The following is a 24,527-nucleotide window of genomic DNA, read 5'->3' as shown; positions in this document are numbered from 1 at the left end:
AGGAGGCACCGGCGGCCCCAAGCCGTCGAGAGGCTTGAACCGCTTTCCTTCTTGTCCCAAATCAGCCCGGTCGATCACGGTTTTCACAAGAAATTCCCAGCAGGAAAGGAACAGGCGATGAAGATGGCGGTGCGTCCGGTGGTGTTTGCGGCGGCGGTCGGGATGGCTGCGCTGGCCGGCGGCGCGCTGGTGGCACCGGCCGACTCGGCGCTGGGCCGGGCCGGGTCCGCCATCGGCCTTGGCGCCTCGCCGGCGGAAGCGGCGCTTCCCCTGGGTGCGGTCGGCGGTGGGACGATCGCCCCGATGTTGGAACAGGTGACGCCGGCCGTCGTGAACATCTCGGTGCTGAGCCAGGCGCCCCAGGCGGAAAACCCGCTGCTGCGCGACCCGTTCTTCCGCCGCTTCTTCAACCTGCCGGACCAGATGCCGCAGTCCAAGCCGCAGGTCAGCGCCGGGTCCGGCGTGATCGTCGACGCCCGCAACGGCTATGTCGTCACCAACAACCATGTGGTGGAGAACGCCCAGGAGATCGCGGTCACCCTGAAGGACCGCCGCCGCCTGCGCGCCAAGCTGATCGGCCGTGACGCCGCCACCGACATCGCGCTGTTGCAGATCAAGGCCGACGGGCTGACCGCCCTGCCCATCGGCGACTCGGACCGTACCAAGGTCGGCGATTTCGTCGTCGCCATCGGCAACCCGTTCGGGCTGGGGCAGACGGTGACCTCCGGTATCGTTTCGGCGATGGGCCGCAGCGGGCTGAAGATCGAGGGGTACGAAGACTTCATCCAGACCGACGCCTCGATCAACCCTGGCAATTCCGGCGGCGCCCTGGTCAATTTCCAGGGGGAGCTGATCGGCATCAACACCGCCATCATCGGTCCGGCCGGCGGGTCGGTCGGCATCGGCTTCGCCGTGCCGGTCAGCATCGTGCGGTCGGTGACCGAGCAGTTGCGCGAATATGGAGAGGTGCGGCGCGGCCGGCTGGGCGTCGCCATCCAGGATCTGACGCCCGACCTTGCGGAGAGCATGAGCCTGAAGGGCGACGAAGGGGCGCTGATCGCCAAGATCGAGCGCGGATCGCCGGCCGACAGCGGCGGCCTGCGCAGCGGCGACGTGGTGATCGCGGTCGATGGCCGGCCCATCCGCAGCGCCACCGACTTCCGCAACCGCATCGGCCTTCTGCGTGTCGGCACGCCGGTGCAGTTGACGGTGATGCGCGAGGGCGGGCAAAAGTCGGTTACCGTCCGCACCCAACGCTGAGGCAAGCCAGCTGTGAGGAGCCACTCCGTACCGGCATGATGCGTTCGAATCCTCCCCGCCGCCCGGCCGCCCCGCCGGCGCCCACGCCCGGCCGCAGCGCGGCCCAGCGCCAGCGCGAGATCGCGACGCTGCTGATGCGGCTCGACGCCATGCTGAAGCAGTCGGCGGAGCTGGCCCAGACGGCGCGCGAGCGGGTGTCGGTCGGCGGGCTGGCCCGCTATCGCCGCTTCAGCCGGCGGGTGCGCGACTTCTTCGCGCTGGCCGCCCTGACCCAGGAACGGCTGGATGCGGCGCCTGAGGAGATGGAGGATCTGATCGATCCCATGACCACCGCGCTGGAGCGTCTGCATGCCCGCATGGTGGTCCAGTTCGTGGAGGGCAGCGCCGCCTTCTTCGCCAGCTTCTCGCGGGTGAAGGCCCTGCCCATCGGTACGCATGAGATGTGCGGGGTGGAACTGCGCGGCGTGTTGGAGATCCGCAAGTTCCTGGACGATCCCCTCTATGAGGGGGAGCGCGGACAGGCCCTGCGTGCCGAGGCCGACCGCATCGCCGCCCTGATCCGCCGGGTGATGGACCGCATCCCGCCCTTGCCCGATTTCGGCGACGAGCCCAGCATCGGCCCGCGCGGCACGCTGAACAGTCCGCTGAAGGGACCCAATGCCCATTTGCCGCCGGGCCGGGCCGCCACCCGTCCGGCCGCGGCCCGGCCGGCCAGTGTGCCGCCGTCCGCTCCGCCAGCCCCGAACCCCAGCACCGAAGTCCGTTCCCTCAGCCTCGACCAGTTCGAGGACGACGAGGAATAAGGATTGAGGGGCGGCCGGCGCTGCGCCCCCCCACCCTCGCTTGCTTCAACGACGGTGCTTGCCATCGTCCGCCGTCAGCGCGCCCACCGCTGCACCGGCGGCACCACCCAGCAGGCCGCCATAAACGGCGCTGCCGCCGGTGACGGCGCCGATGGCCGCGCCGCCGGCAGCACCAATGGCGCCGCCGGTCAGCGCGCGGTTCTCGCGATGATTCAGGTTCGAACAGCCGCCGAGCAGGGTCGCGCCGATCAGCAGCGCCATCGCCCCGGTGGTGAATGTCCGCATGGTGGTCTTCATCGGTCTCTTCCTTCAAGCATAGGCACGTCGATAAGCCGACCGCCGCCCCGCCGTCGGGCAAGGCAATGCGGTCAAGCTTATGTTTGGTGAGCGGGGCCGAACCTTGCTGTGACCATTTCGAGGTATCGGAGCCGTCCGGCCGGATCGATCCACCCCTTTGGGGTTGGAGAGTTGTCGAAGACTAGGCAGGTGTATGGTCAAGACAACGCCATGTCGGTGGCGGATATTTCCCCTTTGTAACTATGGTTACCAAGTGGTGTGGTAAGACCACTTCAATTGTGTACGAGCGTTCACAAATAGACTCAAATTTATCGATGAAAAATCCTAATGATCTGGTTAGGACAAAGGTTCGGAGCCAAAGGATCGTGCCTCTGGAAAACAGAGATCGGTTCCTGCCGTGGGCTTTGGCGACAGCCTTCGGAGAAAGGCCGGCACAGGGAAGACCAGAGATGACGTTCGACGACACAGCATCAGACCGGGGCGTTCCGTTCCATCCATCACCCTCCCTGCCACCCTCCCTGCCGATGGGCCGGATGATCGAAATGGCCTTCACCGGCCTGTGGGTCATCCGACGCAAAGGGGCGCTGGTGGAGATTGGGGGGCGGCTCTGCTGGCCGGACCGCGGGTCGCTGGGACGGGCCGCGGCAGAGGCCGGCATTCCGCTGTCGGACATCGTCGTCCACACCGGCCGGCTCGACTCCGGCAAGCGATAGCCCGCCGCCGATAGCCCGCTACTGGCAGCCGGCCACCGATGGGAGACGGCGGACTCTCCTTCCGGGGGATGGAATCGCGACGAACGGACAGTTGCGCAGCCGATAGGCTTCTTCCAATATCCGGAGCATCAGCGGACGTCAGAACCGGCCGTTCCGCAATCTCCGCTTCATTGGGGCCTATGGAAGACATCGACCGCCAAAGAACGCTTGCCTATTTCGAAAGGCTGGGAAAAGAGCGGGTTCGACTCTATACCGCAATCGACTGCGACCGCTTTCTCGGCGACTGGCAGGTTCGTGAATTGGCCGATCAATGGCTTGACGCCAAGAATGCCGAAGACAGCCCACGACAGCTGGGATGGCCGCTGTTGCGGCTGCTGCTGTCCGACCGTCGCCCCTGACATTTCCCCCTTTCAGCGACGTTCCGGAAACAGCCCCAGCAGCCCGTCGCGCGTGGCGGCGCAGACGCCGCGTTCGGTGATCAGCCCGGTCACCAGCCGGGCCGGCGTGACGTCGAAGGCGTAATTGGCCACCGGACTGCCGTCGGGGGTGACGCGCACCGTCTCGATGCGACCATCCGCTGTGCGGCCGGTCAGTTCGCTCACCTCGCGGCCGTCGCGCTCCTCGATGGGGATCTCCCGCACACCGTCGGCGATGGTCCAGTCGACGGTCGGCGACGGCAGCCCGACATAGAAGGGCACGCCGTTGTCATGCGCGGCCAGGGCCTTCAGGTAAGTGCCGATCTTGTTGCAAACGTCGCCGGTCGCGGTGGTGCGGTCGGTGCCGACGATGCACAGGTCGACCTTGCCATGCTGCATCAGGTGGCCGCCGACATTGTCGGCGATCACGGTGTGAGGGATACCGTGGTGTTTCAGTTCCCACGCGGTCAGGCTGGCGCCCTGATTGCGCGGGCGCGTCTCGTCCACCCAGACATGCAGCGGGATGCCCTGCTCGAAGGCGGCATAGACGGGGGCGAGCGCCGTGCCCCAATCGACGGTGGCGAGCCAGCCGGCATTGCAGTGGGTCAGCACATTCACCGGTTCCCCCGGCGCCTTGCGTGCCGCCGCGGCGCGGATCAAGGTGGCGCCATGCTGGCCGATGGAGCGGTTGATCTCCACATCCTCGTCGGCGATGGCCGCGGCCTCCGCCTCGGCGACCTCGACACGCTGCGACTCCGGCAGAGGCGCCAGCAGGGCACGCATGCGCTCCAGCGCCCAGCGCAGGTTGACCGCGGTCGGGCGGGTCGCCAGCAGGGTGGCGCAGGCCTGTTCCAGCCCGCGGTCGCTGGGGTCGGCGCGCAGCGCCAGAGCCACGCCATAGGCCGCCGCTGCACCGATCAGCGGCGCACCGCGCACCAGCATGGCGCGGATGGCGTGGGCGGCCTCCTCCAAGCTGGTCAGGCGGACGACGGCGAAGTCGTGCGGCAGCCGGGTCTGGTCGATGATGGCGACGACACCCTCGCCGTCCGGCCAGATGGTGCGATAGGCCATCCCGTCGATCCGCATAAAACCATCCTCCCTATACCTGCCTTGGCCCCGCCCGGTCCTTACCAAGGCGGGATGACTTTGTCGGCACCTCACAATAGGTGGTGGCCGCTGCCGCTTCAACACGGGTAGCGTTCGGTGGAACCGTTACCTGCCGGCCGGTGTTACCGTTTCCGGTTAAGCATGAAGTGGCCGTATCCCCACATGGTTTCCGACACGATGCCGTTGCGCGCGCTGCGTTCCCAATCCTCACCGCTCTACCGGCTGCCCGGTTCGGCGCTGGTCCTGATCGCCTGTACCGCCGCGGTTCTGCTGACCATCGGGCTGTCGGCCGTCTTCGCCTGGCGTGACCGCAACGAGGCGGTCCAGCAGGCCACCGGCGTCGCCGGCAACATCGGGCTGCTGGCGGCGGAGCATGCCGCGCGGCTGATCGAGTCGGGCGATCTGTTGCTGACCCAGACGGCCACGCTGGCCGGTCCGCCCGGCACCCCGCTGCCCGACGACGCGGCGACCCGCGACCGCATGGGCCTGCTGGCGGCCAGCGCCCCCCATGTGGTCGGGCTGGAGATCCGCGATGCCGCCGGTGCCCTGCGCCTGTCGACGCTGCCGGACGCGGCCCCCGGAGCCACCCTGCCGGCGTTGAGGCCGAATGGCATGACCATCGGCAGCGGCCGGATGGGGGGCCAGACGAGCGGCCGGGCGGTGGTGTTCCTGGCGCAGCCACTGCCGGGCGGTTCCGTCGCCGGCGCCAGCCCGCGCGGCTGGGCGGTGGCCGGTCTGGATGCGCGGGCCTTCCGCGACGTCTACCGCTCGCTCGACGTCGGCTATGGCCACAGCATCTCCATCCTTCAGCCGGGCGGCGCGCCGCTGCTGCGCGAGCCGGAGGGCGGCGGTACCATGGGCGGCAATACGGGGGACGAGGCCGGCAGCCACGCCGACGACATCACCGTGACCCGCCCGGTCGGCGATACCGGCCTGTCGGTCGTGGTGACGATCGCCACCGGCAGCGTGCTGCGGCGCTGGAGCGAACGGCTGTGGATCTATGCCGCCTTCGCCGCCGCGGCCTGCGCCACCGTCGCTGTGATCGGCGCGCTCGCCATCCAGCGCGCCCGGCGCGAGCGCGAGGCCGAGGACGCCCTGCAACACGCCTACGACACGCTGGAGGAGCATGTCCACCAGCGTACCGCCCAGCTGGAGCGCGCCAACGCCCAGCTGGAGGCCGCGGTGACCGACAAGGAGGTGCTGTTGAAGGAGGTGCAGCACCGGGTGAAGAACAACCTTCAGGTCATCTGCAGCCTGCTGCGCCTGCAAGCCGCCCGCATCGACGAGAGGGCGCGCCGCGGCTTCGACGAAAGCCTGCGCCGCATCCAGACCATGAGCCTGCTGCACGAGCTGCTCCACCGCTCGGCCGAGCCGGCGCACATCAACTTCGCCGACGCGCTGCGCCAGATGTGCGACGGGCTGGTCCGCTCCGACAACCCGACCGCCGCCCGGCTGGAGCTGGAGGCGCAGGACTGGATCGTCGACGCCGACCGCGCCACGCCGCTGGCCATCGCCACCAGCGAACTGGTGTCCAACGCCCTGCTGCACGCCTTCCCGCACGGCCATCCCGGCACGGTGCGCGTGCTGCTGGAGCGCGAGGAAAACGGCATGCGGCTGATCGTGCGCGACGACGGCGTCGGCCTGCCCGCCGGCATGCCGAGCCAGCACAAGCGCCCCAGCCGCGGCGGCGCCAGCAGCGGGCTTGGCCTGAATCTGGTGCAGGCGCTGTCGCACCAGGCCGGCGCCACGCTGAAGATCGAGCGCGACGGCGGCACCATCTTCACCCTGACCATCCCCAACCTGCCGGTCCGCCAGCACGCCAGGAACGCGGCGTAAGCGATCAGCCGGGCGGACGTGAAAAGGGCCTCCCCATCCTGCCGGGCGGGGAGGCCCTTAACCTTTGCTCAAACCGTCGGGAGAGCGATCCCGCGACTACTCCAGCATGCTGCGCAGCATCCAGGCGGTCTTGTCGTGGATTTGCAGGCGCTGGGTCAGCAGATCGGCGGTCGGCTCGTCGCTGCCCTGCTCGGCCAGCGGGAAGACGCTGCGGATGGTGCGGGCGGCAGCCTCGTGGCCCTCGACCAGCTGGCGGATCATGTCGTTCGCCTTGGGCACGCCCGCCTCTTCCTTGATCGAGGCCAGCTGCGCGAACTGCGAGAAGCTGCCCGGCGCCGGATAGCCCAGGGCGCGGATGCGCTCGGCGATCTCGTCCAGCGCGGTCCACAGCTCCGTATACTGGGTCATGAACATGGTGTGGAGCGTGTTGAACATCGGCCCGGTGACGTTCCAGTGGAACGAATGGGTCTTGATGTAGAGCGCGAAGGTGTCGGCCAGAACCTTGTTCAGCCCCTCGGCGATGGATTTGCGGTCGGCGTCCGAGATCCCGATGTCGATCTTCATGCTTCGATCCTTGTTATCGTGTCCTGCATCATAGCCCGGCTGAAGCGCGGCCGTCACCAGCCGCCACCCCGCAGGTTCCGGACATCAGCTTGGGCGCAGGCGGATCGTTTCAAGTCTGATGCGACTAAACTTCGCGGCCAAACTTCGCGGATGGGTGATGAGACGCCGGCGTATGCCGTCTGCCGACTCCGTCCTCAACCCGCCCGCAGCCGGCCGATGAAGTGGGTCACCTCGCGGTTCAGCGTCACCGCCTGACCGTCCAGCAGTTCGGCGGCGCGCAGCACCTCGCCGGCGGCGGTGCCGGTCTCGCCGGCGCTGGTCGACACCGTGGCGATCGTCTGCGAGACCTCGGAGGTGCCTGCTGCGGCTTCCTGCACGTTGCGGGTGATCTCCTGGGTGGCGGCGGCCTGCTGTTCCATGGCACCGGCGATGGAGCCGACGATCTCGTCGATGCCGACCACCGTCTCGCCCACTCCCTTGATCGCGGTGACGGCGGCCCCGGTCACCTCCTGCATGCTGGCGATCTGGGTGCCGATCTCCTCGGTAGCTTTGGCGGTCTGGGTGGCGAGGTTCTTCACTTCGCTCGCTACCACTGCGAAGCCCTTGCCGGCCTCGCCCGCCCGTGCCGCCTCGATGGTGGCGTTGAGCGCCAGCAGGTTGGTCTGGGCGGCGATGGAGTTGATCAGCCCGACGATCTCGCCGATGCGGTGGGCGGCGTCCGACAGGCCGACGACATGGGCGTTGGTCTCCTCGACCGCCCGCACCGCACCGCGCACCATGTCGAAGGACCGGCGGACCTGATCGCCGATCTCGGCGATGGAGGCCGACATCTCCTCCGTCGCGGCGGCGGCGGTCTGCACGCTGGCACCGGCCTGGGCGCTGGCTGCGGCGACGGTGGCGGCCTGCCGGTTGGCGCTGTTGGCGCGCTCCAGCATGCCGGCGGCGTTGCTGCGCACCTGATGGGCGCCGGAACCCACCAGCTGCACCACCTCCGCCACGCGGGCCTCGAACAGGTCGGCCAGTTCCTGGATGGCGCGGCGCTTTTCCGCCTCCGCCTCCGCCTTCTGGCGCTGCTGGTCGGCGGTCAGCCGCTCCACCTCGCGGGCGTTGGTCTGGAACACCTCCAGCGCGCGGGCCATGGCACCGATCTCGTTGCGCATCCAGCCGCCCTCGACCGCGGTGTCGAGCTTTCCGGCGGCCAGATCGGCCGTGTTGCTCGACAGCCTTTGCAGCGGCCGGGTGATGGAGCGGGCGAGCAGCAGCCCGGCCGCCATCATCGCCAGCAGCAGCCCGGCCATCACCAGCGCGAAATCCCGGCGGGCCGATGCGGCGGCATCGCGGGTGGCCTGGGTGGCGGCGGCGGTGGAACGGCCGATGGCCGCCTGCGTCTCCATCACCTTGGTCGTCAGGGCCGCGAACTGGTCGTCGGTGTGGGCCATCATCGGGATGCCGATCAGGCGGTCGATCGCCGCCATCTGGTTCATCTCGTCGACCGCCTTGGCATAGGCGCCGATCCGCACCGACACCTCGTCCAGCATCGCCCGCTCCGCGTCGGCCAGCGGCATGGCGCGCAGTTCCGCGATGGCGGCGCGCGCCTTGCCCAGGTTGGCGGCAATGGCGTCGCGCATGGCCTGGAGCTTCGCCTCCTCGATGCCGGAGCCCGACAATGCCAGATGCCGGGACACGTCGCTGTGGATGACGTGGGCGATGGCGACCAGCCGGTCGATGCGGCCCAGCCGTTCCGCCGCCTCGCCGTGGATGGCGTCCACGGCGCCCAGCGCCTGCTCCGACTGGCGGTCGGCCAGCACCAGCGCCGCCACCGTCAGGACGATCCCCATCAGGGGTGCTGCGAACACACGGCCTGCCACCGACAGGCCGGACAGACGCGCAAAGACACCGCCGTTCATGCTCACCCCCAACAGCTCTACCCGCCGATCACCGCCTTACGCCGCAGCCGTCACTTGTAGATGCCGACATAGGCGACCAGGTCCTGGCCGGGCACGCGCTTCACGTAGGTGACCTTCGGTTCGATCTTGTTGCTGGCGGGGTTCAGCCAGCGATACTCGACCCAGCCCTCGCCCTTATCCTTGGCGACGGCCAGCACGTCCTGGACGATGAAGCGGCCGTCCGGATCCTTGACGTTGATGACGCTCTGGCCGACGCCGGCCGGGCGCGGCGGATAGACCTTCCAGACGCCGGTGAAGTCGATGACGTTGACGTAGATCTCGCCGTGCTTGAACGGACCTTCGGTGTTGAAGGCCTTGGCAGCCTCGTCCAGGCCCTGGGCGGCGATCAGATCTGCCGCCTTCAGGGTGATGGACTTCGCGTCCTCCTGAGTCGGCTTGGCCTCCTGGGCGACGGCCGGGGTGGACAGCGGGGTGGAAACGGCAGTCCCCACGGCAATCAGGGCGACCGCCAGTAAACGAAACCACAGGCGCATGTGCTCTTTCCCCAAAGTTAGCGGGGTGACCGGCGGACACCGGACGCCCCGAAGAGTGTTATCCGACCGTCATCGCCTTCACGCGCGGCCATTTTCCCCTGAGGCTACTAGCAGAAGGTTTCATGCGTTTGTCCGCTGCATTTCGACACGATCACACTGCGTTGCAGCATAGCAATATCACGAACGAATGGGGGTATCCTGCGCCTTCGGGCAGTATCATATTACATTTGAACGCATTGGCTGTGCAGCCGGTGCGATCGGACGGGGATGGATGAACCGTCCGGCCAATGCTGCGGCTTATCGACGCATCTCCGGTTCACACAGCCCGCGCGTGACGGTTTGCCGCCCCTTTTTTCCATCGACAGCCACGTCGTTCGGGTGGAGCATCGAAGGTCCGATGCGGGCGCTCCGCCCGGCTCCGGACCCGATGCGCTGATCCAGCGTGCGTCCGCCGCCGCCCGTTGCCCCGATCCGGACGCCAGTCTTCTCGAAGTGCCAGTTCTTTTTGGTGCCAGTCTTAAAAGCCACACGCGAACGGGCCGCTCCGGCGGCCGGCGCCAGCGGCCCATTCCCGGCCCCGGCCCCGGCAGCCCGGTCACGACGACCCGAAGCTTCGACGGGAGGTGTGAATGCCGCATACGCAAATCCGGACGGCGCGCTGCGCGGCGCTGGTCGGCCCCTATCTCGCCGGCAAGACGACACTGCTGGAAAGCCTGCTGTTCGCCGCCGGGGCCGTCACCCGCAAGGGCAGCGTGCGCGACGGCAATGCCGTGGGCGACACGTCGCCCGAGGCGAAAGCCCGGTCGATGAGCACCGAGCTGAACGTCGCTTCCTTCGATTATCTGGGCGAACGCTGGTCGATCCTGGACTGCCCCGGTTCGGTCGAACTGACGGGGGAGGCGCAGGCGGCGCTGATGGCCGCCGACATCGCCGTCGTGGTGGCGGAGGCGGCGCCGGAGAAGGCGGTGCTGCTGGCCCCGCTGTTCAAGGTGCTGGACGACCACCGTATCCCGCATCTGCTGTTCATCAACAAGATCGACACGCTGGGTGATCTGCGCGTGCGCGATGTTGTCGCCGCCTATCAGGAGGTCTCGGCCCGAAAGCTGGTGCTGCGCGAGGTCCCGCTGCGCGAGAACGGCCAGATCACCGGGCTGGTCGATCTGGTCAGCGAACGCGCCTGGCGCTTCAACCCGCACAAGCCGTCCGACCTGGTGGCCCTGCCCGATAGTGCCCGCGACTGGGAGGCGGAGGCACGGCAGGCGATGCTGGAGTCCGCCGCCGATTTTGACGACGGCCTGCTGGAAAAGCTGCTGGAGGACATGGCCCCCGACAGCGCCGAACTGTACGAGACGCTGGCGCATGAGTTGGCCGACGACCTGATCGTCCCGGTCTTCTTCGGTTCGGCGGAGAACGACAATGGCGTTCGCCGCCTGTTGAAGGCCTTGCGGCATGAGGGACCGGAGGTTGCCACAACCGCGGCCCGCATCGACATCCCGGCCGACGCGGCGGTTGCCGCGCAGGTGGTCAAGACAATGATGGGCTCGCACGCCGGGAAGCTCAGCCTCGCCCGCATCTGGCGCGGCACCGTCAGCGACGGCATGACGCTGGGGGGAGAGCGGGTGTCCGGCATCTTCCAGCTGTTCGGCCGCGACCAGACCAAGGTGCCGCAGGCGGTCGCCGGCGACCTCGTAGCCCTCGGCCGGTTGGAGAAGGCGGTGACCGGCGACCGGCTGACCGAGAAGGCCAATCTCGGCCCGCCCGCCGATTGGCCGGCCGCCGCCCCGCCGGTGCATGGGCTGGCGCTGCGTGCGGAGAACCGCAATGACGAGGTGAAGCTGTCCGCCGCCCTGCAGAAGCTGCGGGAGGAGGACCCGTCCCTGACGCTCGATCAGTCGGCGGAAACCGGCGAACTGGTGCTGTGGGGGCAGGGCGACGTGCATCTGAAGCTGGCGATGGACCGGCTGCGCAGCCGCTTCAATGTCGCGGTGAAGGGCCAGCCGCCGCAGGTTCCCTACAAGGAAACGATCCGCAAGGGCACCAGCCACCACGCCCGCTTCAAGCGCCAGACCGGCGGCCACGGCCAGTTCGCCGACATCCATGTGGAGATCCGGCCGCTGCCGCGGGGGTCGGGCATCCAGTTCGAGGATGCGGTGGTCGGCGGCGCCGTGCCGCGCCAGTATATCCCGGCGGTGGAGGCCGGCGTCCGCGAGGCGGCGGTGCGCGGTCCGCTCGGCTTTCCGGTGGTCGATTTCGCGGTGGCGCTGACCGGCGGCCAGTTCCACGCCGTCGACAGCTCCGACATGGCCTTCAAGACCGTCGCGCGGCAGGCGATGGCCGATGCCCTGCCGGCCTGCGAGCCGGTGCTGCTGGAGCCGATATTGACCGTTACCATCGCGGTGCCCAGCGCCTTCACGCCGAAGGTGCAGCGTCTGGTCAGCGGCCGGCGCGGCCAGCTCCTGGGCTTCGACGCGCGGCCCGGCTGGCCCGGCTGGGACGAGGTGAAGGCATGCATGCCGCAGGCCGACATGCAGGACCTGATCGTCGAGCTGCGGTCGCTGACCTTCGGCGTCGGCAGCTACAGCGCCGAGTTCGAACGGCTTCAGGAGGTGGTCGGCAAGGCGGCCGACCGGGCCGTGGAAATCCGCCGCGACATGCTGGCGGCACAATAAGCGGTTGGCCGCTCCACCGCCCGGTTGGCGGGCAGTGGAGCGGGTCCGTTTACCGTGCGTCGGCGGCCGCGAACTCCTTGACCTTGGTCTTCAGCAGATCAAAGGTCCCGTTCAGGTTGTTGGCGGAAGACAGAACCTCCGCGGACATCTCGCCGCTCTTCGCCGCGGCATGGGCGACCGCATCAATGTGGGCGGCGACCATCCGGGTGCTGTCCGCGACCGACCGCACCCGTTGGGCGATGTCATGCGTGGTTGCCCCCTGCTGTTCAGTGCCGGCGGCGATGGCGGACGAAATCTCGCGAACCTGCGTGATCACCAGCCCGATGTTCTTGATCGCCTCGACTGTTTGCCGGGTCTGGTCCTGAACCAGGGAAATCTGGCCGGTGATGTCCTCCGTCGCCTTCGCGGTTTGGTTTGCCAGATTCTTCACCTCGCCGGCGACGACGGCGAAGCCCTTGCCGGCCTCGCCGGCGCGGGCGGCCTCGATGGTGGCGTTCAGCGCCAGAAGGTTGGTCTGGCTGGCGATGTCCTGGATCAGCTTGACCACCGTGCCGATCTTGCTGGCGGTCTCCGCCAGCCCCTGCACCATCGCGTCGGCCCGCCCGGTCTCATCCGCCGCCCTGTTGGAGATGCCGGCCGCCTCGCTGATCCGTTGAGCGATCTCGTTGATCGAGCCGGCGAGTTGCCCGGTCGCGGTGGCCACGGCCTGGGTGTCGGCGGATACCTGATTGGCGGAGACGGTCGCCTGCTCCATCTTCTCCTCGCCCTCCTGCGACAGGCTGGACAGGGAATGCGCGATGGTCTGCATGTCGGTGGCCATGGTCGCCGACCGGTTGGCAAGCTCCGACACCTCCTCCGCCAGCTTATGGCTGCGCTGGCGTTCCTCCAGCAGGACGGTCAGATCCTTCCAATAGGTGATGACGTAGTCCTTGTTCCCCTGCTTGCAGGCCACCAGCGTCACCTCCACCGGAACGAGGCTGCCGTCCAGCCGGCGGTGGTGCCAGTCGAAGCGGACGAAGCCGTCCCTGGCCGCCCTGGTGATGTATTGCACCGCCGCTTCCTGCGACGAGCGTCCGTCCGGCTGCGTCGTCGGCGACAGGGCGGATGGTTGCATGCCGACGATGTCGTTCCGCGCCCGCGCCCGCAGGAAGCGCACGGCGGCCTCGTTGCAGGCGCAGAACCCCTCCATGGTCGCGACCAGGATCGGGTCGGCCGATTTTTCGAACGTCATCAGGCTCATCGCATCTTCGGGAGAGAGGGCGCTCCCGGCCGGGGTGTTCCCCTTTTCCCGGCCCAGCAGCAGCCCGACCGTCAATATTGCCAACCCGACAACCAGCGCCAGCCAGAAGCCCCAGCCGGACAGGGCCGCAGGTCCGCTTCCGGCCAGGAGTGCGGCCGGCAAGGCCAGAATGGAAACAACGATGCCGACGGCTCGCCGGCCATTCAGCGCTTCAACCATTGACATGACCCTCGATGATGCTTTTCGCACACGGATGTTCGCGCGGAAATCTTCAAGGGCGCACTTAATGATCCAAAAAGTTAAATAAGCCGTAAAGGTTCAATTTACACGCATAGTGGATGCCGACTGACGAAATGCGGAACGTCCGGCATGCCGGATAAGAAAAACCCGCCGGCGGGAGACCGTCGGCGGGTTCGAAAGCATCACCATCCAGAAGTTCGGACGATCGATCAGCCCAGCTTCTGCTTGGCCATCGCGCCCAGACGCAGACGGAGCGCGTTCAGCTTGATGAAGCCTTCCGCGTCCTTCTGATTGTAGACGCTGTCCTGTTCGAAGGTCACATAGTCCATGCGGTACAGGGAGTTCGGCGACTTGCGGCCGACGACCGTCACGTTGCCCTTGAACAGCTTCAGGCGGACCGTGCCGTTGACCAGCGACTGGGTCTGGTCGATCAGCGCCTGGATGGCCAGACGCTCCGGGCTCCACCAGTAGCCGCAATAGATCAGCTCGGCGTAGCGCGGCATCAGCTCGTCCTTCAGGTGGCTGGCACCGCGGTCGAGCGTGATGCTCTCCATGGCGCGGTGCGCCACCAGCAGGATGCTGCCGCCCGGGGTCTCGTAGACGCCGCGCGACTTCATGCCGACATAGCGGTTCTCGACCAGATCGAGGCGGCCGATGCCGTTCTCGCCGCCCAGCCGGTTCAACTCGGTCAGCAGGGCCGCCGGGGACAGCGCCTTGCCGTCGATGGCGACCGCGTCACCGTTCTTGAACTCGACCTCGATGTAGGTCGGGGTATCCGGCGCCTTTTCAGGGGCGACGGAGCGGGTGTACATGTCCTCGTCCGGCTCGACCCACGGATCCTCCAGCGCCTTGCCCTCATACGAGATGTGCAGGAGGTTGGCGTCGGTGGAGTAGGGGGCCTCGCCGCGCTTGTCCTTCGCGATCGGAATCTGGTTCTTCTCGGCGTAGTCCAGCAGCGTGGTGCGGCTGTTCAGAGTCCACTCGCGCCACGGCGCGATGACCGTGATGTCCGGGCGCAGGGCGTAATAGCCCAGCTCGAAGCGGACCTGATCGTTGCCCTTGCCGGTGGCGCCATGGGCGACGGCGTCGGCGCCGACCATGTTGGCGATCTCGATCTGGCGCTTGGCGATCAGCGGCCGGGCGATCGAGGTGCCGAGCAGGTAGGTGCCCTCATAGAGCGTGTTGGCGCGGAACATCGGGAAGACGAAATCGCGAACGAACTCTTCGCGCAGATCGTCGATGAAGATGTTTTCCGGCTTGATGCCCAGAAGCTCGGCCTTCTTGCGGGCGGGCTCCAGTTCCTCGCCCTGGCCGAGGTCGGCGGTGAAGGTCACCACCTCGCAGGAATAGGTCTCCTGCAGCCACTTCAGGATGACCGAGGTGTCGAGGCCGCCCGAATAGGCGAGCACCACTTTCTTGATCTGTTTGCCGGACGCGCCGCTCATGGGACTGCTCTTGCAGTAGAGAAAGGTAAGGCCGCGACCGTACGGCCTTTCCCGCCCGCCTTCAAGCCCTGCCGGCGCCGATCGGATCCTGAGAAGGGCCGGGATGGCCTACTCGATCTTCTCGCCGGGGTAGGTTCCCCAGAAATCGGCACGCTTCATCCAGCCGCGATAGCCCTTCACGTCGACCTCGCACCACTCGTCGCGGCACTTCTTCAGCGATCCGATGACGCCCGGCTCGGCGCGGGCCACCACGGCGCTGTCGCCGCGCGGCGCGTCATGGATCGCGCGGGTCTGGCCGACGATCAGCACGCCGCGGCGGCCGGACAGCGCGCTCTGGTGCACCCAGCCTTCCGCCCCCTCCCAGTCGCGGATGCGGCGCCAGGTGTCGAATTCCTGGATGATCTCCACCGGCATGTCCTTGCGTTTGAACACCCATTCGATGGGATAGCTGCCGTTGGGGCCGGAGCGCAGGTTCACCTCGCCGACGCGCACGGTGACGAAGCGGGGGATCGGCAGGCCCGACGCGTGGGTCGGGTCCTTGCCCTCCGCGGCGAGCGCCGTGCCCGTACCAGTAGCCGTGCCGCCCGCGACAAGCCCCACCCCCAACCCCAAAATCAGGGCCAGCGCGGCGAGGACGGAGCGGCGGACAGGCATGGCGGCACCGGAGCTTGGACAGGGGACGGGAAAACCGGGCCGCACTATAGAGACCACCCGTTCGATAGGGCAAGCGCCGCCACCCCTGATTGGAAGGGGCGGAGGGTGCGAACAGCCTGCCGCAGGACGGCCTTTCGCGACGGACTTCTGGACAGTCCCCCGACCGCTTGGTATGGCAACCATGGACCGGAGCAGCCCGTGCCGAGACCTTCAGATGCGGGCAGCCGGGGCAAGGGAGGACCAGCACCGATGACCGACAAGAAGAAGCCGCTCGTTGTCGTCACCCGCAAGCTGCCGGACGTCATCGAGACGCGCATGATGGAGCTGTTCGACACCCGGCTCAATCCGGACGACGTGCCGCTCACCCCGGCCCAGATGCAGGAGGCGATGAACATCGCCGAGGTGCTGGTGCCGACGGTCACCGACCGCATCGACCGCGCGCTGATCGAAGCCGCCGGACCGCAGCTGCGGCTGATCGCCTCCTTCGGCACCGGCGTCGACCATATCGACCTGAAGGCGGCGCGGGAGCGCGGCATCATCGTCACCAACACCCCCGGCGTCCTGACCGAGGACACCGCCGACATGACCATGGCCCTGCTGCTGGCCACCGCGCGGCGCGTGGCGGAGGGTGAGCGGCTGGTGCGGTCCGGCCAATGGACCGGCTGGGGGCCGACCACCATGCTGGGCCACCGCATCAGCGGCAAGCGGCTGGGCATCCTGGGCATGGGCCGCATCGGCTCGGCGCTGGCCAAGCGGGCGCGCGCCTTCGGCATGTCGATCCACTACCACAACCGCCGCCGCGTCCATCCGGAGCTGGAGCAGGAGCTGGAGGCGACCTACTGGTCCAGCCTGGACCAGATGCTGGCGCGCATGGACATCGTGTCGATCAACTGCCCGCACACGCCGGCCACCTACCATCTGCTGTCGGAACGCCGGCTGAAGCTGCTGCGTCCGCATTGCTACATCGTCAACACCTCGCGCGGCGAGGTGGTCGACGAGGTGGCGCTGACCCGCATGCTGTCGAAGGGCGAGATCGCCGGCGCCGGCCTGGACGTGTTCGAGCATGAGCCGGCGATCAACCCGAAGCTGCTGCGGCTGGACAATGTCGTCCTGCTGCCGCACATGGGCTCCGCCACCATCGAGGGCCGCATCGACATGGGCGAGAAGGTGGTGATCAACATCAAGACCTTCACCGACGGCCACGCCCCGCCCGACCGCGTTCTGGAGGCGCTGCTGTAAGGGGAGCCCTTCCCCTTCGGAGAGGGGAAGGGGCCGGTCAGGATGCGGAGGCTTCCAGTGCGGCGGCCTCCCGCGCCGGCACCTCCTGCAACTCGGCCTGCAGCTTCGCCTTGGCGCTGGCGGCCAGCTGTTCGTCGGCCTGGATGCGGACCATGTCCTCCGGCGCCACGGCGCCGGCAGCAATCACCAGTTCGGCGAAATCGGACAGATAGACGCTGCCCTTCACCGTGCGCTGGACCAGCACGTTGCGCTTGTCCTCCGCATCGCGCTTGCGCTTGACGAAGCCCAGGACCGACAGCCGGTCGAGCGCGCGTGTCACCGCAGGCTTGGAGATGTTCAGCAGGGATGCCAGACCGCGTACGGTGTGCGGCGGGTCGGTCAGATAGACCTGGAGAAGGATCGCCAGTTGCCGCGCCGACAGGTCCGGCGCGTCCTTGCGGACGCTGGCGACCAGCGCGGTGCGCCACAATCCGAGCGCCTTGAGGTTCCGTGCCATGCCTCCCCCCGGAAAGCCGCGTGCGGTTCCGCAACCGCAGCACGCGCCGCGAAGTGTCGCTTACCCGAACGATGCAGGCAAGAGTTTCGCATTCCCGGGGAAGAAACCGACGTTGATGCCGACCTACTTTCCTTCGCGCTTCAGCACCACCGGCTTGGCCATGCCGGTGACCAGCAGGTTGCCGTCGGCGAGCGGGACGACGGTCAGGCTGCCGCCGGCCGACACCGGGGCGAGGCTGACCGCCTGCTTGGCGGCATTGGCAGCGAGCTTCACCCCGCCGGTGACTTCCTTGGGCTCGAAGGGTGCGTCCTCTCCCTGGCCGGCGACGTCATAGCCCGTGCATTCGTTGCCGACGCAGATGTTGGCGTCGTCGATGCGCGCCTTTCCGGTGGGCGCGTTGAAGGGCGCGTCCTCCGCCCCGCCGCCGCTCCAGCTCCAGTTGCCACGCAGCCAGTCCGGCAGGCGGGTATCCTTCTGGACCTCGAGATTGTCGGTGATCAGGCCGATGCTGCCGTTCAGCCCCTGGGCCGCCACCGCCTCGGCAATTTTCCGGGCCTCGGTAGCGCCGATGCCGTAGCGCTTGGCGATCTGCGGCGTCCAGGCCGTCACCGCGGCATCCACTGCCTTACGCAGGCGGTCGCCCCAGCCGGGCGTGATCCAGCGCGGGTTGGTCCAGCCGGCGGCGTCCTTGACCAGCTGGGCCAGTTGCGGCGCATCGGCGCCCGGATCGGCGCCCGGATCGGCGACGAACAGGCGCGGATCGACTGCCGACTTCATCCGGTCGATGCCCATCTGCCGGTAGGTGGCGAAGCGGATGGTGCCGGTGCGGTTGGAACCCGCCTCCAGCATCGGGGCGAGCAGATCGTCGACCGCTTTCCAGCTGGGGGAGGCGAGCAGGCCGTTGTCGTCAGGGCAGGCGGGATAGGCCCCGAAATTGTCGCGGTTGCTGCCATAGAGCGGCTCCATCGCCTTCCAGGCCGCGCTCCCGCGTTTCTCCATCACCGAACAGGGCCATGCCATCTCCACATCGTCGCTGACGACGCGGAGCGCGGTGAGGAAGCCTTCGTCGGTGGCGAGATCGACGCCGGACGCTGTCTCGCGGGCATAGGAATCCTCGATGCCGGCGATGGCGTCACGGAGCAGCGCCTCCGCCTTGGCCCGATCGGGGGACGGACCGAAGCGCAGCAGATAGGCGCTCCACCCCTTGCCCAGCCCGCCGCGGATTTCCGCCAGCCGCTTGGCGGCGCCGGCCGGATCGCTGGCGATGCCATCGACGATGGCGGATACCGTGGCGACCGCCTTCGGCATCGACTCGGACAGCGCGGTGCGCCGGGCGTCCAGCACCGGTCCGAGGCAGGTCCCGGTGGAAGGAGCGGCCGCACATTGGTTGCGCTGGGCCAGCCATGCCCGCTGCTCCGTCCGCAGCCGGTCGCGGTCGGCTGCGGCGGACAAATCCTGCAATGTCTTGTAAAGATCGGCGATCTCCCGGTCGGCGTCCGCCAACTTGGGATCGGCACAGATCGCCTTTTCCACCGGGGTGGAAGCCGCCTTGCAGTCGAAGGAGGGCTCCGCCCGCGCAGGGCCACCGGCGACCATGATCGAGAGTGCCAGTGTTGCGCCCGCGATCGTCGCGCCGGCGATCGACGGCTTTCCGTTCTTCTTCTTGTGCATAACTGCCCGGCCCATCATGCCTTCCTGGGACTGTGATCCGCGGAAGATACGGAATCCGTAGCGGCTTGTCTTCTGCGGCCCGGGCAATCGAGAGGAATGCCGCTCAAAGAAACGCCAGTGTAACCGCGGCGAAATGGCAGCCGGCGGCGGCCAGCACGAACAGGTGCCAGACGGCGTTGTTGTAGGGCATGCGCTCCATCAGATGGAAGACGACGCCGACGGTGTAGACCAGCCCGCCGGCGATCAGCAGCCACAGGGCGGGTGCCGACAGCACCGATCCCAGCGGCTCCAGCGCCGTGACCACCGCCCAGCCCAGTCCGAGATAGAGCGCCAGCCCCAGCCGGTTGAACCGCCCCGGAAAGCGCAGCTTCAGCGCGGCGCCGAAGGCGGCCCCGCCCCAGACGGCGCCGCCCAGCCAGATCCCCTGGCCGATCATCCCCTGGCCGATCCCTGGGCCCAGCCCCAGCGTGAAGGGCGTGTAGGTGCCGGCGATCATCACGAAGATCATGGCATGGTCGATCCGCCGCAACAGCGCCTTGCCGAACCCGGGCGGGGCGAGGTTGTAGGCGGCGGAGGCGGTCAGCATCCCCACCAGCCCCAGTCCATAGATGGTCAGCGCCAGCGCCGTATGGACCGGCACGGCGCCGGAAAACACGCCGGCATTCAGCAGCCAGACGAATCCGGCAAGGCCGGCCGTGACGCCGATGGCATGAACGGCCGCATCCGCCCGCCGTTCACCGACGCTATAGACGGGAAACTGGTGGGCGTCCGGCATTGGCACACCGCATCGGTCGACGCAAGGGAGGAGGGTGGCCGCCGGAATGGGGCCTGCGCCGAAGATGGTGTGCCGGTTGCGACCGCGCCACCGGTCCTGTCCGATGGAGAGACCCTGGCGGCTGATGCTCCGGCGAACCGCTTATGCGGGGCAGATCGGAAGCGTCACGCGGTTTTTTCCTTTACTCTGCTGCGAAGGCCACGGCTGTGGCGGGGCGGTGGCGCGGCATCGGCTCCGACAGACTGGCGGCCTTGCGGAAGTAGCACAGCGCGTAGACGCGGACGCAGCCGGTGAGATTGTCGCAGTCCTGGCGTTCGGCATCGATCTTCGACACCAGTTCGCTCATCGTCATGTTCTCGCGGGTGCAGATTTCCTCCAGCGACTCCCATTCCACCGGCATCAGCTTCATGCTGGTCCGCTTGCCGTTCACCCTGATATTGCGCATGTGCATGGGAGAGCCCTCCGTTGCTGATGCATAAATGGGTATGTGAAACGGCGGGGCGCGTGCTGTGAAGTTCTTCACAGGGAAAATGGGCTGCCGGGCGGAGGGCCGTCGAAGGGACAGCCGGGCAGCATGGAATCGGAGATCGGCATGACACGAAGCGACGCCCTGCGTGCGATCATAAACGAAGCGGCATCGGCACGTTCCGCCTTGTGCGAGAACGAACTGGTCATCCGCCTGGACAACATCCTCGCCATCGCCCGGGCGGCGCTGGAGGAGTGGGACGGGGACGAAATGCCGCAGTCTTCGCGGAGTGAGGGCGGGCCCCAGGCTGAGCGATGAGGGAGCGTCTTCGTCACACCCGCAGGTTTGAGACAATTGGTCACGGGCGGTCGTAATTCTGCACAACTTCACCGTACCGCAAATTGCTTAGGGGAGTAACCTTTCGTATCTACCGCCAACGTGCCGGGCGCTAAAAAAACCGGCACGGCGGGTGGCGTGCTTCTCGAACCGAAATGGGACTTCCCACACAATGACTCCGTCCCCGACTCCGAACTGCATTCTCCGCGGCACCTATGTTCATTCCATGTTCGGCGACGTGCCCGTGGAAAGCCTGAAGATCGGCGATCTGATCAAGTCGTCGGTGACCGGCGAATTCCGTTCGATCCGCTGGATCGGCCGGCGTCTGCTGGCGGGTTCGTCTTTCGATACCGAGCATCTGTGCAAGGTCCATCTGCCGATCCGGATCGCCCGTGACGCCATCGCCCGCGGCATGCCCGCCCGCGACCTTTACATCTCTCCCAGTCACGCACTGCTGATCGGTGACTATGCCGTTTCGGCCCGCCTGCTGATCAACGGCTCGTCGATCCGGCAGGTCGATGCGATGGAGGAGATCGAGTATTTCCACATCGAACTCGACAGCCACGACGGCATGTATGCAGAGGGGCTGCCGGTCGAGACCTATCTCGAAGCCGACAACCGTCAGGCCTACGACAATGCCGCCGAGTATGAGGCGTTGTACCCAGGGGACGATCCGCGCATTCAGGAACCTTGTGTGAAGATCGACATCCCGCTGGCTGTGCTGGAGCAAATCCGCGCGAACGTGAACAAGCGCGTTGAGCAGGCTGGAGCGGTAGAGGTGGCTTGAAAGCAAGACGGTTCGCTTTCGGGGCGGGTTGTCGAGCATGAGAGGGGGCCGTCCTATGGGGCGGCCCTTCCCGTGTCGGTGGCTTGCCCGTGCGGTGTCCGTTGCGTCAGGAACTCGGCAATGTGATCCGGTTGGAGTGCGGTTCGGATCGAGTTGGTCGAGCAGGAACGGCAGCGTCGCCGTTCGCCTGTCCCGGCGGTGCGGGTCGGACGATGGCGCTATACCGAGACCGCCCAGCTGGAGACGATCCCAGCACCAGGTTGAACCGTCATCAGCGACGAAGCCGCCCAGCGGTTCCGGGCGATGATCGCCGCCAAGGTCGCGCAGTTGAACGGCGCCAAGCTAGCGCCAGGAGCGCCGAGCGCCGCGGCATGGCGCGTCCGCCGATTGGAGCAGGAGGCGCGGCGCCTCGCTGCCGAGATCCAGGCCCGGCCCGTCGCCGGTGCCGCCGACATGCTGGTACGACTCGACATCATCGCCACCATGTGGGGGCCGGACGGCACGATCGACGAGCCTGGGGCGCCGCTCGCCGAGGTGCTGGCGCTGCTGGACGAGATCGCCCGAGGCGCACTGGGGTTCCAGCCGACGGAGGCGTTGCCGCCAGTTCTTGCAAATAGAGGAACGGGAGCCGCTGGGACGCAGGACTTGTCAGTAATCGGCCTTGGGTGATTTAACCGGGTGCGGCAGGAGATGGTACCGGACCTGATTAAGCATGCGCTGCCTCGGCCGGCTTCACGGACGCAGTCGGCCCTTCGGCCAGCGTGTCGCGCAAGGCGTCACGGAACAGGGCGATCGGCTGAGCCAGCCGACCGGCAGGTGCCCGGTACAGCATCCAGGCGCGGACCTGCGGACGAAAATCGACTGTGTCGATGATCTTGACCTCGTCGCGCCAGCGGCTGCGCACCAAGGCGCCGGGCGCAACGATTCCCACCCCCAGGCCGCGGGCGACCAGCGATAGGCGCAGGTCGCTGTTGTTCGCTTCGATTGCCACGGTGAAGGGGAGGCGCTCCGCCTCGAAGCTGCGCCGGATCACTCGCCGGAAACCGCAGCCGCTTTCGTTCATCACCCAAGGGTATTGGGCCAGATCGTTGAGACGTGCCGGACTCGGCACCTCGAGCCAGGGGGCCGCGACGATAAGCACGGGTTGTGGCCCCAGGTCGTCAGCGGCAAGGCCAGCGGGTGGCGTAGTGCCTTCGGGCAGGCACACCGCTGCCGCATCCAGTGCGTTGCGCTGGAGCTGTTCGACCAGTTGTGGCGACCAGCCGGTGCCAACACGCAGCATCAGCCGAGGGTAGGCCTCGCGCAGCGCGTCGAGTGGTGCCGACAGTGCCGCCTCCGAAAGATGCGCCATCACCCCGACGCGAAACTCGCCCGTCATCTCCGTGCCGACCGGCGCCACGCTGGCGGCGAGGTCGGCAAGCGCACCCAGCACGCGGCGACCCTGTTCGTAGGCCTCCCGTCCTGCCACGGTCGGTCGCAGCGGCTTGGCTGTGCGGTCGAGCAAGGGAACACCCAGCGCATCCTCCAGGTTCTGGACGCGGCGGGTCACTCCGGGCTGGGTCAGGTTGAGCCGGACCGATGCGGCAACGATCGATCCTGTCTCGACGACGGCGATGAAGGCATCAAGGTCATGTGTGTTCATGGGGTACCTTCATGCGGAATGCGCATAAAGTTTATTAAGTTAATCGATTTGTATCATAATGAGGCCGGCACGTACAGTCCCAGGCGTCAGAGCGCTCGAACGTCAGGGAGACAACAGTGTCGACTTCATGCAACGCAGCGGTCGTTCCATCCGCCAACACCCCAACCGCCACAGAGGCGAGACCGCAGGGGATTTCCACCCCGCTCACGCTCCTGTTCGCCGCATCGGTCGGCGTGATCATCATCAACCTGTCTGCCGCTCAGCCTCTGGTCGGTCCAATTGCCGCCTCGATCGGTTTGGATCCCGCGGCGGGCGGGTTGGTCGCCATGGCGCCGCTGCTGGGCTATGCCGCCGGGCTGTTCCTGCTGATCCCGCTTGCCGATCTGGTGGAGAACCGGGCGTTGGCGGTTCGCATGCTGGCCTGCGCGGCAGTGGCATCGGCTGCCGCCGTGGCGGCGACGGGGATGTGGGCGTTGTTGGCGGCCCTGTTCGTCCTTGGTGCCGCCTCCTCGGTAATCCAAGTGCTGGTGCCGATCGCCGCCGCGATGGCTCCGCCTGAGCATCGCGGTCGCACGATCGGCAACGTGATGAGCGGCCTGATGGTTGGCATCCTGCTGTCGCGACCGTCGGCGGGCCTGATCGCCGACAGCTTCGGCTGGCGGGCGTTCTATGTGGCGAATGCGGTGCTGTTGGGTGCTCTGGCGCTCGTATTGCCGCTGTGGTTGCCGAGACGGCGGCCTTCGACAGGAACGCCCTACCCGGCGTTGATCGCTTCGATGTGGTGGCTGCTGTGCAACGAGCCGGTGCTGCGGTTGCGCTCGCTGACCGCGGCTCTGATGATGGCGGCATTCAGCCTGTTCTGGACGGCGGTCGCGTTCCGTCTTTCCCAGGCGCCCTTCGGGCTCGACCAGGGTGGCATTGCAATGTTCGCTCTGGTCGGGGCGGGTGGTGCGTTTGCGACCCCCCTGGCCGGCCGTTTGGGTGATCGGGGCTGGGCGCGGAGCACCACCATCGCCTCGCATGTCCTGGTGGTGCTGTCCTTCTCGCTGGCGGCGTTTGCCGATTCGGTAGGAGACATGCAGGAACTGGCACTCTGCCTGCTGGCCCTGGCTGCCGTCGGGCTCGACGTTGGAGCGGTCGGCGACCAGACGCTCGGCCGTCGCGCCATCAATCTGCTGGACCCGGCGGCGCGTGGCCGGTTGAACGGTCTGTTCGTCGGGCTGTTCTTTCTGGGGGGATCATTGGGCTCGGCGGTGGCCGGTGTTGCCTGGACGCATGGCGGCTGGCCGGCGATTTGCCTGACGGGCGCCGGCTTCGCCCTGATCGCGCTGATCGTCCATATCCGGTCCGCGGCGGGTTCTTCAGGACGGGCTTGCTAACAGTTTGCGTTATTGCGCCTACAGCCCCGATCACGCCGAAAGCCCCCGCCAG

Annotated in this window: 24 protein-coding genes; 11 read left to right on the top strand and 13 right to left on the bottom strand. The window is 67.5% G+C overall.

Features of this window, described 5'->3' with window-relative positions:
• Positions 1-117 precede the first annotated feature (117 nt).
• Together J2848_RS08795 and J2848_RS08790 are read left to right on the top strand one after the other, a co-directional pair.
• Positions 118-1,260 carry a Do family serine endopeptidase gene (locus tag J2848_RS08795; protein ID WP_149229379.1) on the top strand — a complete coding sequence of 381 codons (1,143 nt, stop codon included), beginning with the start codon at positions 118-120 and terminating at the stop codon, positions 1,258-1,260.
• 35 nt (positions 1,261-1,295) lie between these two features.
• Complete coding sequence (locus J2848_RS08790) at positions 1,296-2,063, top strand: hypothetical protein (protein WP_149229380.1); 768 nt, start codon at positions 1,296-1,298, stop codon at positions 2,061-2,063.
• Between the two features lie 45 nt (positions 2,064-2,108).
• Here the strand turns inward: J2848_RS08790 and J2848_RS08785 are convergent, their stop codons facing one another.
• Entirely contained in the window at positions 2,109-2,360 is a 252-nt protein-coding gene (locus tag J2848_RS08785) for a YMGG-like glycine zipper-containing protein (RefSeq protein WP_149229381.1), read from the bottom strand.
• A 449-nt stretch (positions 2,361-2,809) separates the two neighbouring features.
• Here J2848_RS08785 and J2848_RS08780 point away from each other — a divergent pair, with 449 nt between their 5' ends.
• Both J2848_RS08780 and J2848_RS08775 read left to right on the top strand, forming a co-directional pair.
• A complete protein-coding gene (locus J2848_RS08780) occupies positions 2,810-3,073 on the top strand; it encodes a hypothetical protein (protein ID WP_149229382.1) in 264 nt (87 codons plus the stop codon).
• Positions 3,074-3,252: 179 nt separating this feature from the next.
• Complete coding sequence (locus tag J2848_RS08775) at positions 3,253-3,471, top strand: hypothetical protein (RefSeq protein WP_149229383.1); 219 nt, start codon at positions 3,253-3,255, stop codon at positions 3,469-3,471.
• A 12-nt stretch (positions 3,472-3,483) separates the two neighbouring features.
• Here J2848_RS08775 and mtnA read toward each other — a convergent pair whose 3' ends face one another.
• Complete coding sequence (mtnA, locus tag J2848_RS08770; protein ID WP_149229384.1) at positions 3,484-4,575, bottom strand: S-methyl-5-thioribose-1-phosphate isomerase; 1,092 nt, start codon at positions 4,573-4,575, stop codon at positions 3,484-3,486.
• A 183-nt stretch (positions 4,576-4,758) separates the two neighbouring features.
• Here mtnA and J2848_RS08765 point away from each other — a divergent pair, with 183 nt between their 5' ends.
• Complete coding sequence (locus J2848_RS08765) at positions 4,759-6,432, top strand: sensor histidine kinase (RefSeq protein WP_149229385.1); 1,674 nt, start codon at positions 4,759-4,761, stop codon at positions 6,430-6,432.
• A 96-nt stretch (positions 6,433-6,528) separates the two neighbouring features.
• On the opposite strand, the gene J2848_RS08760 is transcribed toward J2848_RS08765, so the two are convergent.
• From J2848_RS08760 to J2848_RS08750, 3 genes are all read right to left on the bottom strand, one after another.
• On the bottom strand, positions 6,529-6,996 hold the full coding sequence (locus tag J2848_RS08760; protein ID WP_109074614.1) for a Dps family protein: 468 nt from the start codon (positions 6,994-6,996) through the stop codon (positions 6,529-6,531).
• Between the two features lie 194 nt (positions 6,997-7,190).
• Positions 7,191-8,903, bottom strand: coding sequence for a methyl-accepting chemotaxis protein (locus tag J2848_RS08755; RefSeq protein ID WP_149230407.1), 1,713 nt, complete (start codon positions 8,901-8,903; stop codon positions 7,191-7,193).
• Between the two features lie 50 nt (positions 8,904-8,953).
• Positions 8,954-9,436, bottom strand: coding sequence for a cache domain-containing protein (locus J2848_RS08750; protein ID WP_149229386.1), 483 nt, complete (start codon positions 9,434-9,436; stop codon positions 8,954-8,956).
• Between the two features lie 629 nt (positions 9,437-10,065).
• Between J2848_RS08750 and J2848_RS08745 the strand changes: the two genes are divergently transcribed.
• Entirely contained in the window at positions 10,066-12,105 is a 2,040-nt protein-coding gene (locus J2848_RS08745) for an elongation factor G (protein WP_149229387.1), read from the top strand.
• Positions 12,106-12,154: 49 nt separating this feature from the next.
• Here the strand turns inward: J2848_RS08745 and J2848_RS08740 are convergent, their stop codons facing one another.
• From J2848_RS08740 to J2848_RS08730, 3 genes are all read right to left on the bottom strand, one after another.
• Positions 12,155-13,564, bottom strand: a complete 1,410-nt coding sequence (locus tag J2848_RS08740) for a methyl-accepting chemotaxis protein (protein WP_149229388.1) — start codon at positions 13,562-13,564, stop codon at positions 12,155-12,157.
• Positions 13,565-13,794: 230 nt separating this feature from the next.
• On the bottom strand, positions 13,795-15,030 hold the full coding sequence (locus tag J2848_RS08735) for an argininosuccinate synthase (protein WP_149229389.1): 1,236 nt from the start codon (positions 15,028-15,030) through the stop codon (positions 13,795-13,797).
• Between the two features lie 108 nt (positions 15,031-15,138).
• On the bottom strand, positions 15,139-15,684 hold the full coding sequence (locus J2848_RS08730) for an SH3 domain-containing protein (protein WP_170306929.1): 546 nt from the start codon (positions 15,682-15,684) through the stop codon (positions 15,139-15,141).
• Positions 15,685-15,933: 249 nt separating this feature from the next.
• Between J2848_RS08730 and J2848_RS08725 the strand changes: the two genes are divergently transcribed.
• The gene (locus J2848_RS08725; RefSeq protein WP_149229390.1) at positions 15,934-16,923 is read left to right on the top strand and encodes a 2-hydroxyacid dehydrogenase; all 990 of its coding nucleotides are present in this window, start codon (positions 15,934-15,936) and stop codon (positions 16,921-16,923) included.
• 37 nt (positions 16,924-16,960) lie between these two features.
• Here J2848_RS08725 and J2848_RS08720 read toward each other — a convergent pair whose 3' ends face one another.
• The 4 genes from J2848_RS08720 to J2848_RS08705 form a co-directional block, all read right to left on the bottom strand.
• Complete coding sequence (locus tag J2848_RS08720) at positions 16,961-17,419, bottom strand: MarR family transcriptional regulator (protein WP_149229391.1); 459 nt, start codon at positions 17,417-17,419, stop codon at positions 16,961-16,963.
• 123 nt (positions 17,420-17,542) lie between these two features.
• The gene (locus J2848_RS08715) at positions 17,543-19,105 is read right to left on the bottom strand and encodes a lysozyme inhibitor LprI family protein (protein WP_246193609.1); all 1,563 of its coding nucleotides are present in this window, start codon (positions 19,103-19,105) and stop codon (positions 17,543-17,545) included.
• An 88-nt stretch (positions 19,106-19,193) separates the two neighbouring features.
• Positions 19,194-19,865 (bottom strand): PAQR family membrane homeostasis protein TrhA, encoded by a 672-nt coding sequence (trhA, locus tag J2848_RS08710; RefSeq protein WP_170306930.1) that lies wholly within the window; start codon positions 19,863-19,865, stop codon positions 19,194-19,196.
• Between the two features lie 181 nt (positions 19,866-20,046).
• Positions 20,047-20,316: a ribbon-helix-helix domain-containing protein gene (locus J2848_RS08705; protein WP_149229394.1), complete on the bottom strand. Its 270-nt coding sequence runs from the start codon at positions 20,314-20,316 to the stop codon at positions 20,047-20,049.
• Between the two features lie 123 nt (positions 20,317-20,439).
• On the opposite strand from J2848_RS08705, the gene J2848_RS08700 reads away from it, so the two are divergent.
• The 3 genes from J2848_RS08700 (at position 20,440) to J2848_RS08690 (ending at position 22,123) form a co-directional block, all read left to right on the top strand.
• Positions 20,440-20,649 (top strand): hypothetical protein, encoded by a 210-nt coding sequence (locus tag J2848_RS08700; protein WP_149229395.1) that lies wholly within the window; start codon positions 20,440-20,442, stop codon positions 20,647-20,649.
• A 190-nt stretch (positions 20,650-20,839) separates the two neighbouring features.
• A complete protein-coding gene (locus tag J2848_RS08695; RefSeq protein ID WP_149229396.1) occupies positions 20,840-21,454 on the top strand; it encodes a Hint domain-containing protein in 615 nt (204 codons plus the stop codon).
• Between the two features lie 303 nt (positions 21,455-21,757).
• Entirely contained in the window at positions 21,758-22,123 is a 366-nt protein-coding gene (locus J2848_RS08690) for a hypothetical protein (RefSeq protein WP_149229397.1), read from the top strand.
• Positions 22,124-22,160: 37 nt separating this feature from the next.
• On the opposite strand, the gene J2848_RS08685 is transcribed toward J2848_RS08690, so the two are convergent.
• Positions 22,161-23,096 (bottom strand): LysR family transcriptional regulator, encoded by a 936-nt coding sequence (locus J2848_RS08685; RefSeq protein ID WP_149229398.1) that lies wholly within the window; start codon positions 23,094-23,096, stop codon positions 22,161-22,163.
• A 116-nt stretch (positions 23,097-23,212) separates the two neighbouring features.
• Here J2848_RS08685 and J2848_RS08680 point away from each other — a divergent pair, with 116 nt between their 5' ends.
• Positions 23,213-24,475, top strand: a complete 1,263-nt coding sequence (locus J2848_RS08680) for an MFS transporter (protein ID WP_211103046.1) — start codon at positions 23,213-23,215, stop codon at positions 24,473-24,475.
• The last annotated feature ends 52 nt before the right edge of the window (positions 24,476-24,527 follow it).

Source organism: Azospirillum lipoferum, from assembly GCF_024170005.1.
GTDB lineage: Bacteria > Pseudomonadota > Alphaproteobacteria > Azospirillales > Azospirillaceae > Azospirillum > Azospirillum lipoferum.
The sequence above is the reverse complement of the archived record's forward strand: the minus strand, read 5'-3'. Positions and strand labels throughout refer to the sequence as shown.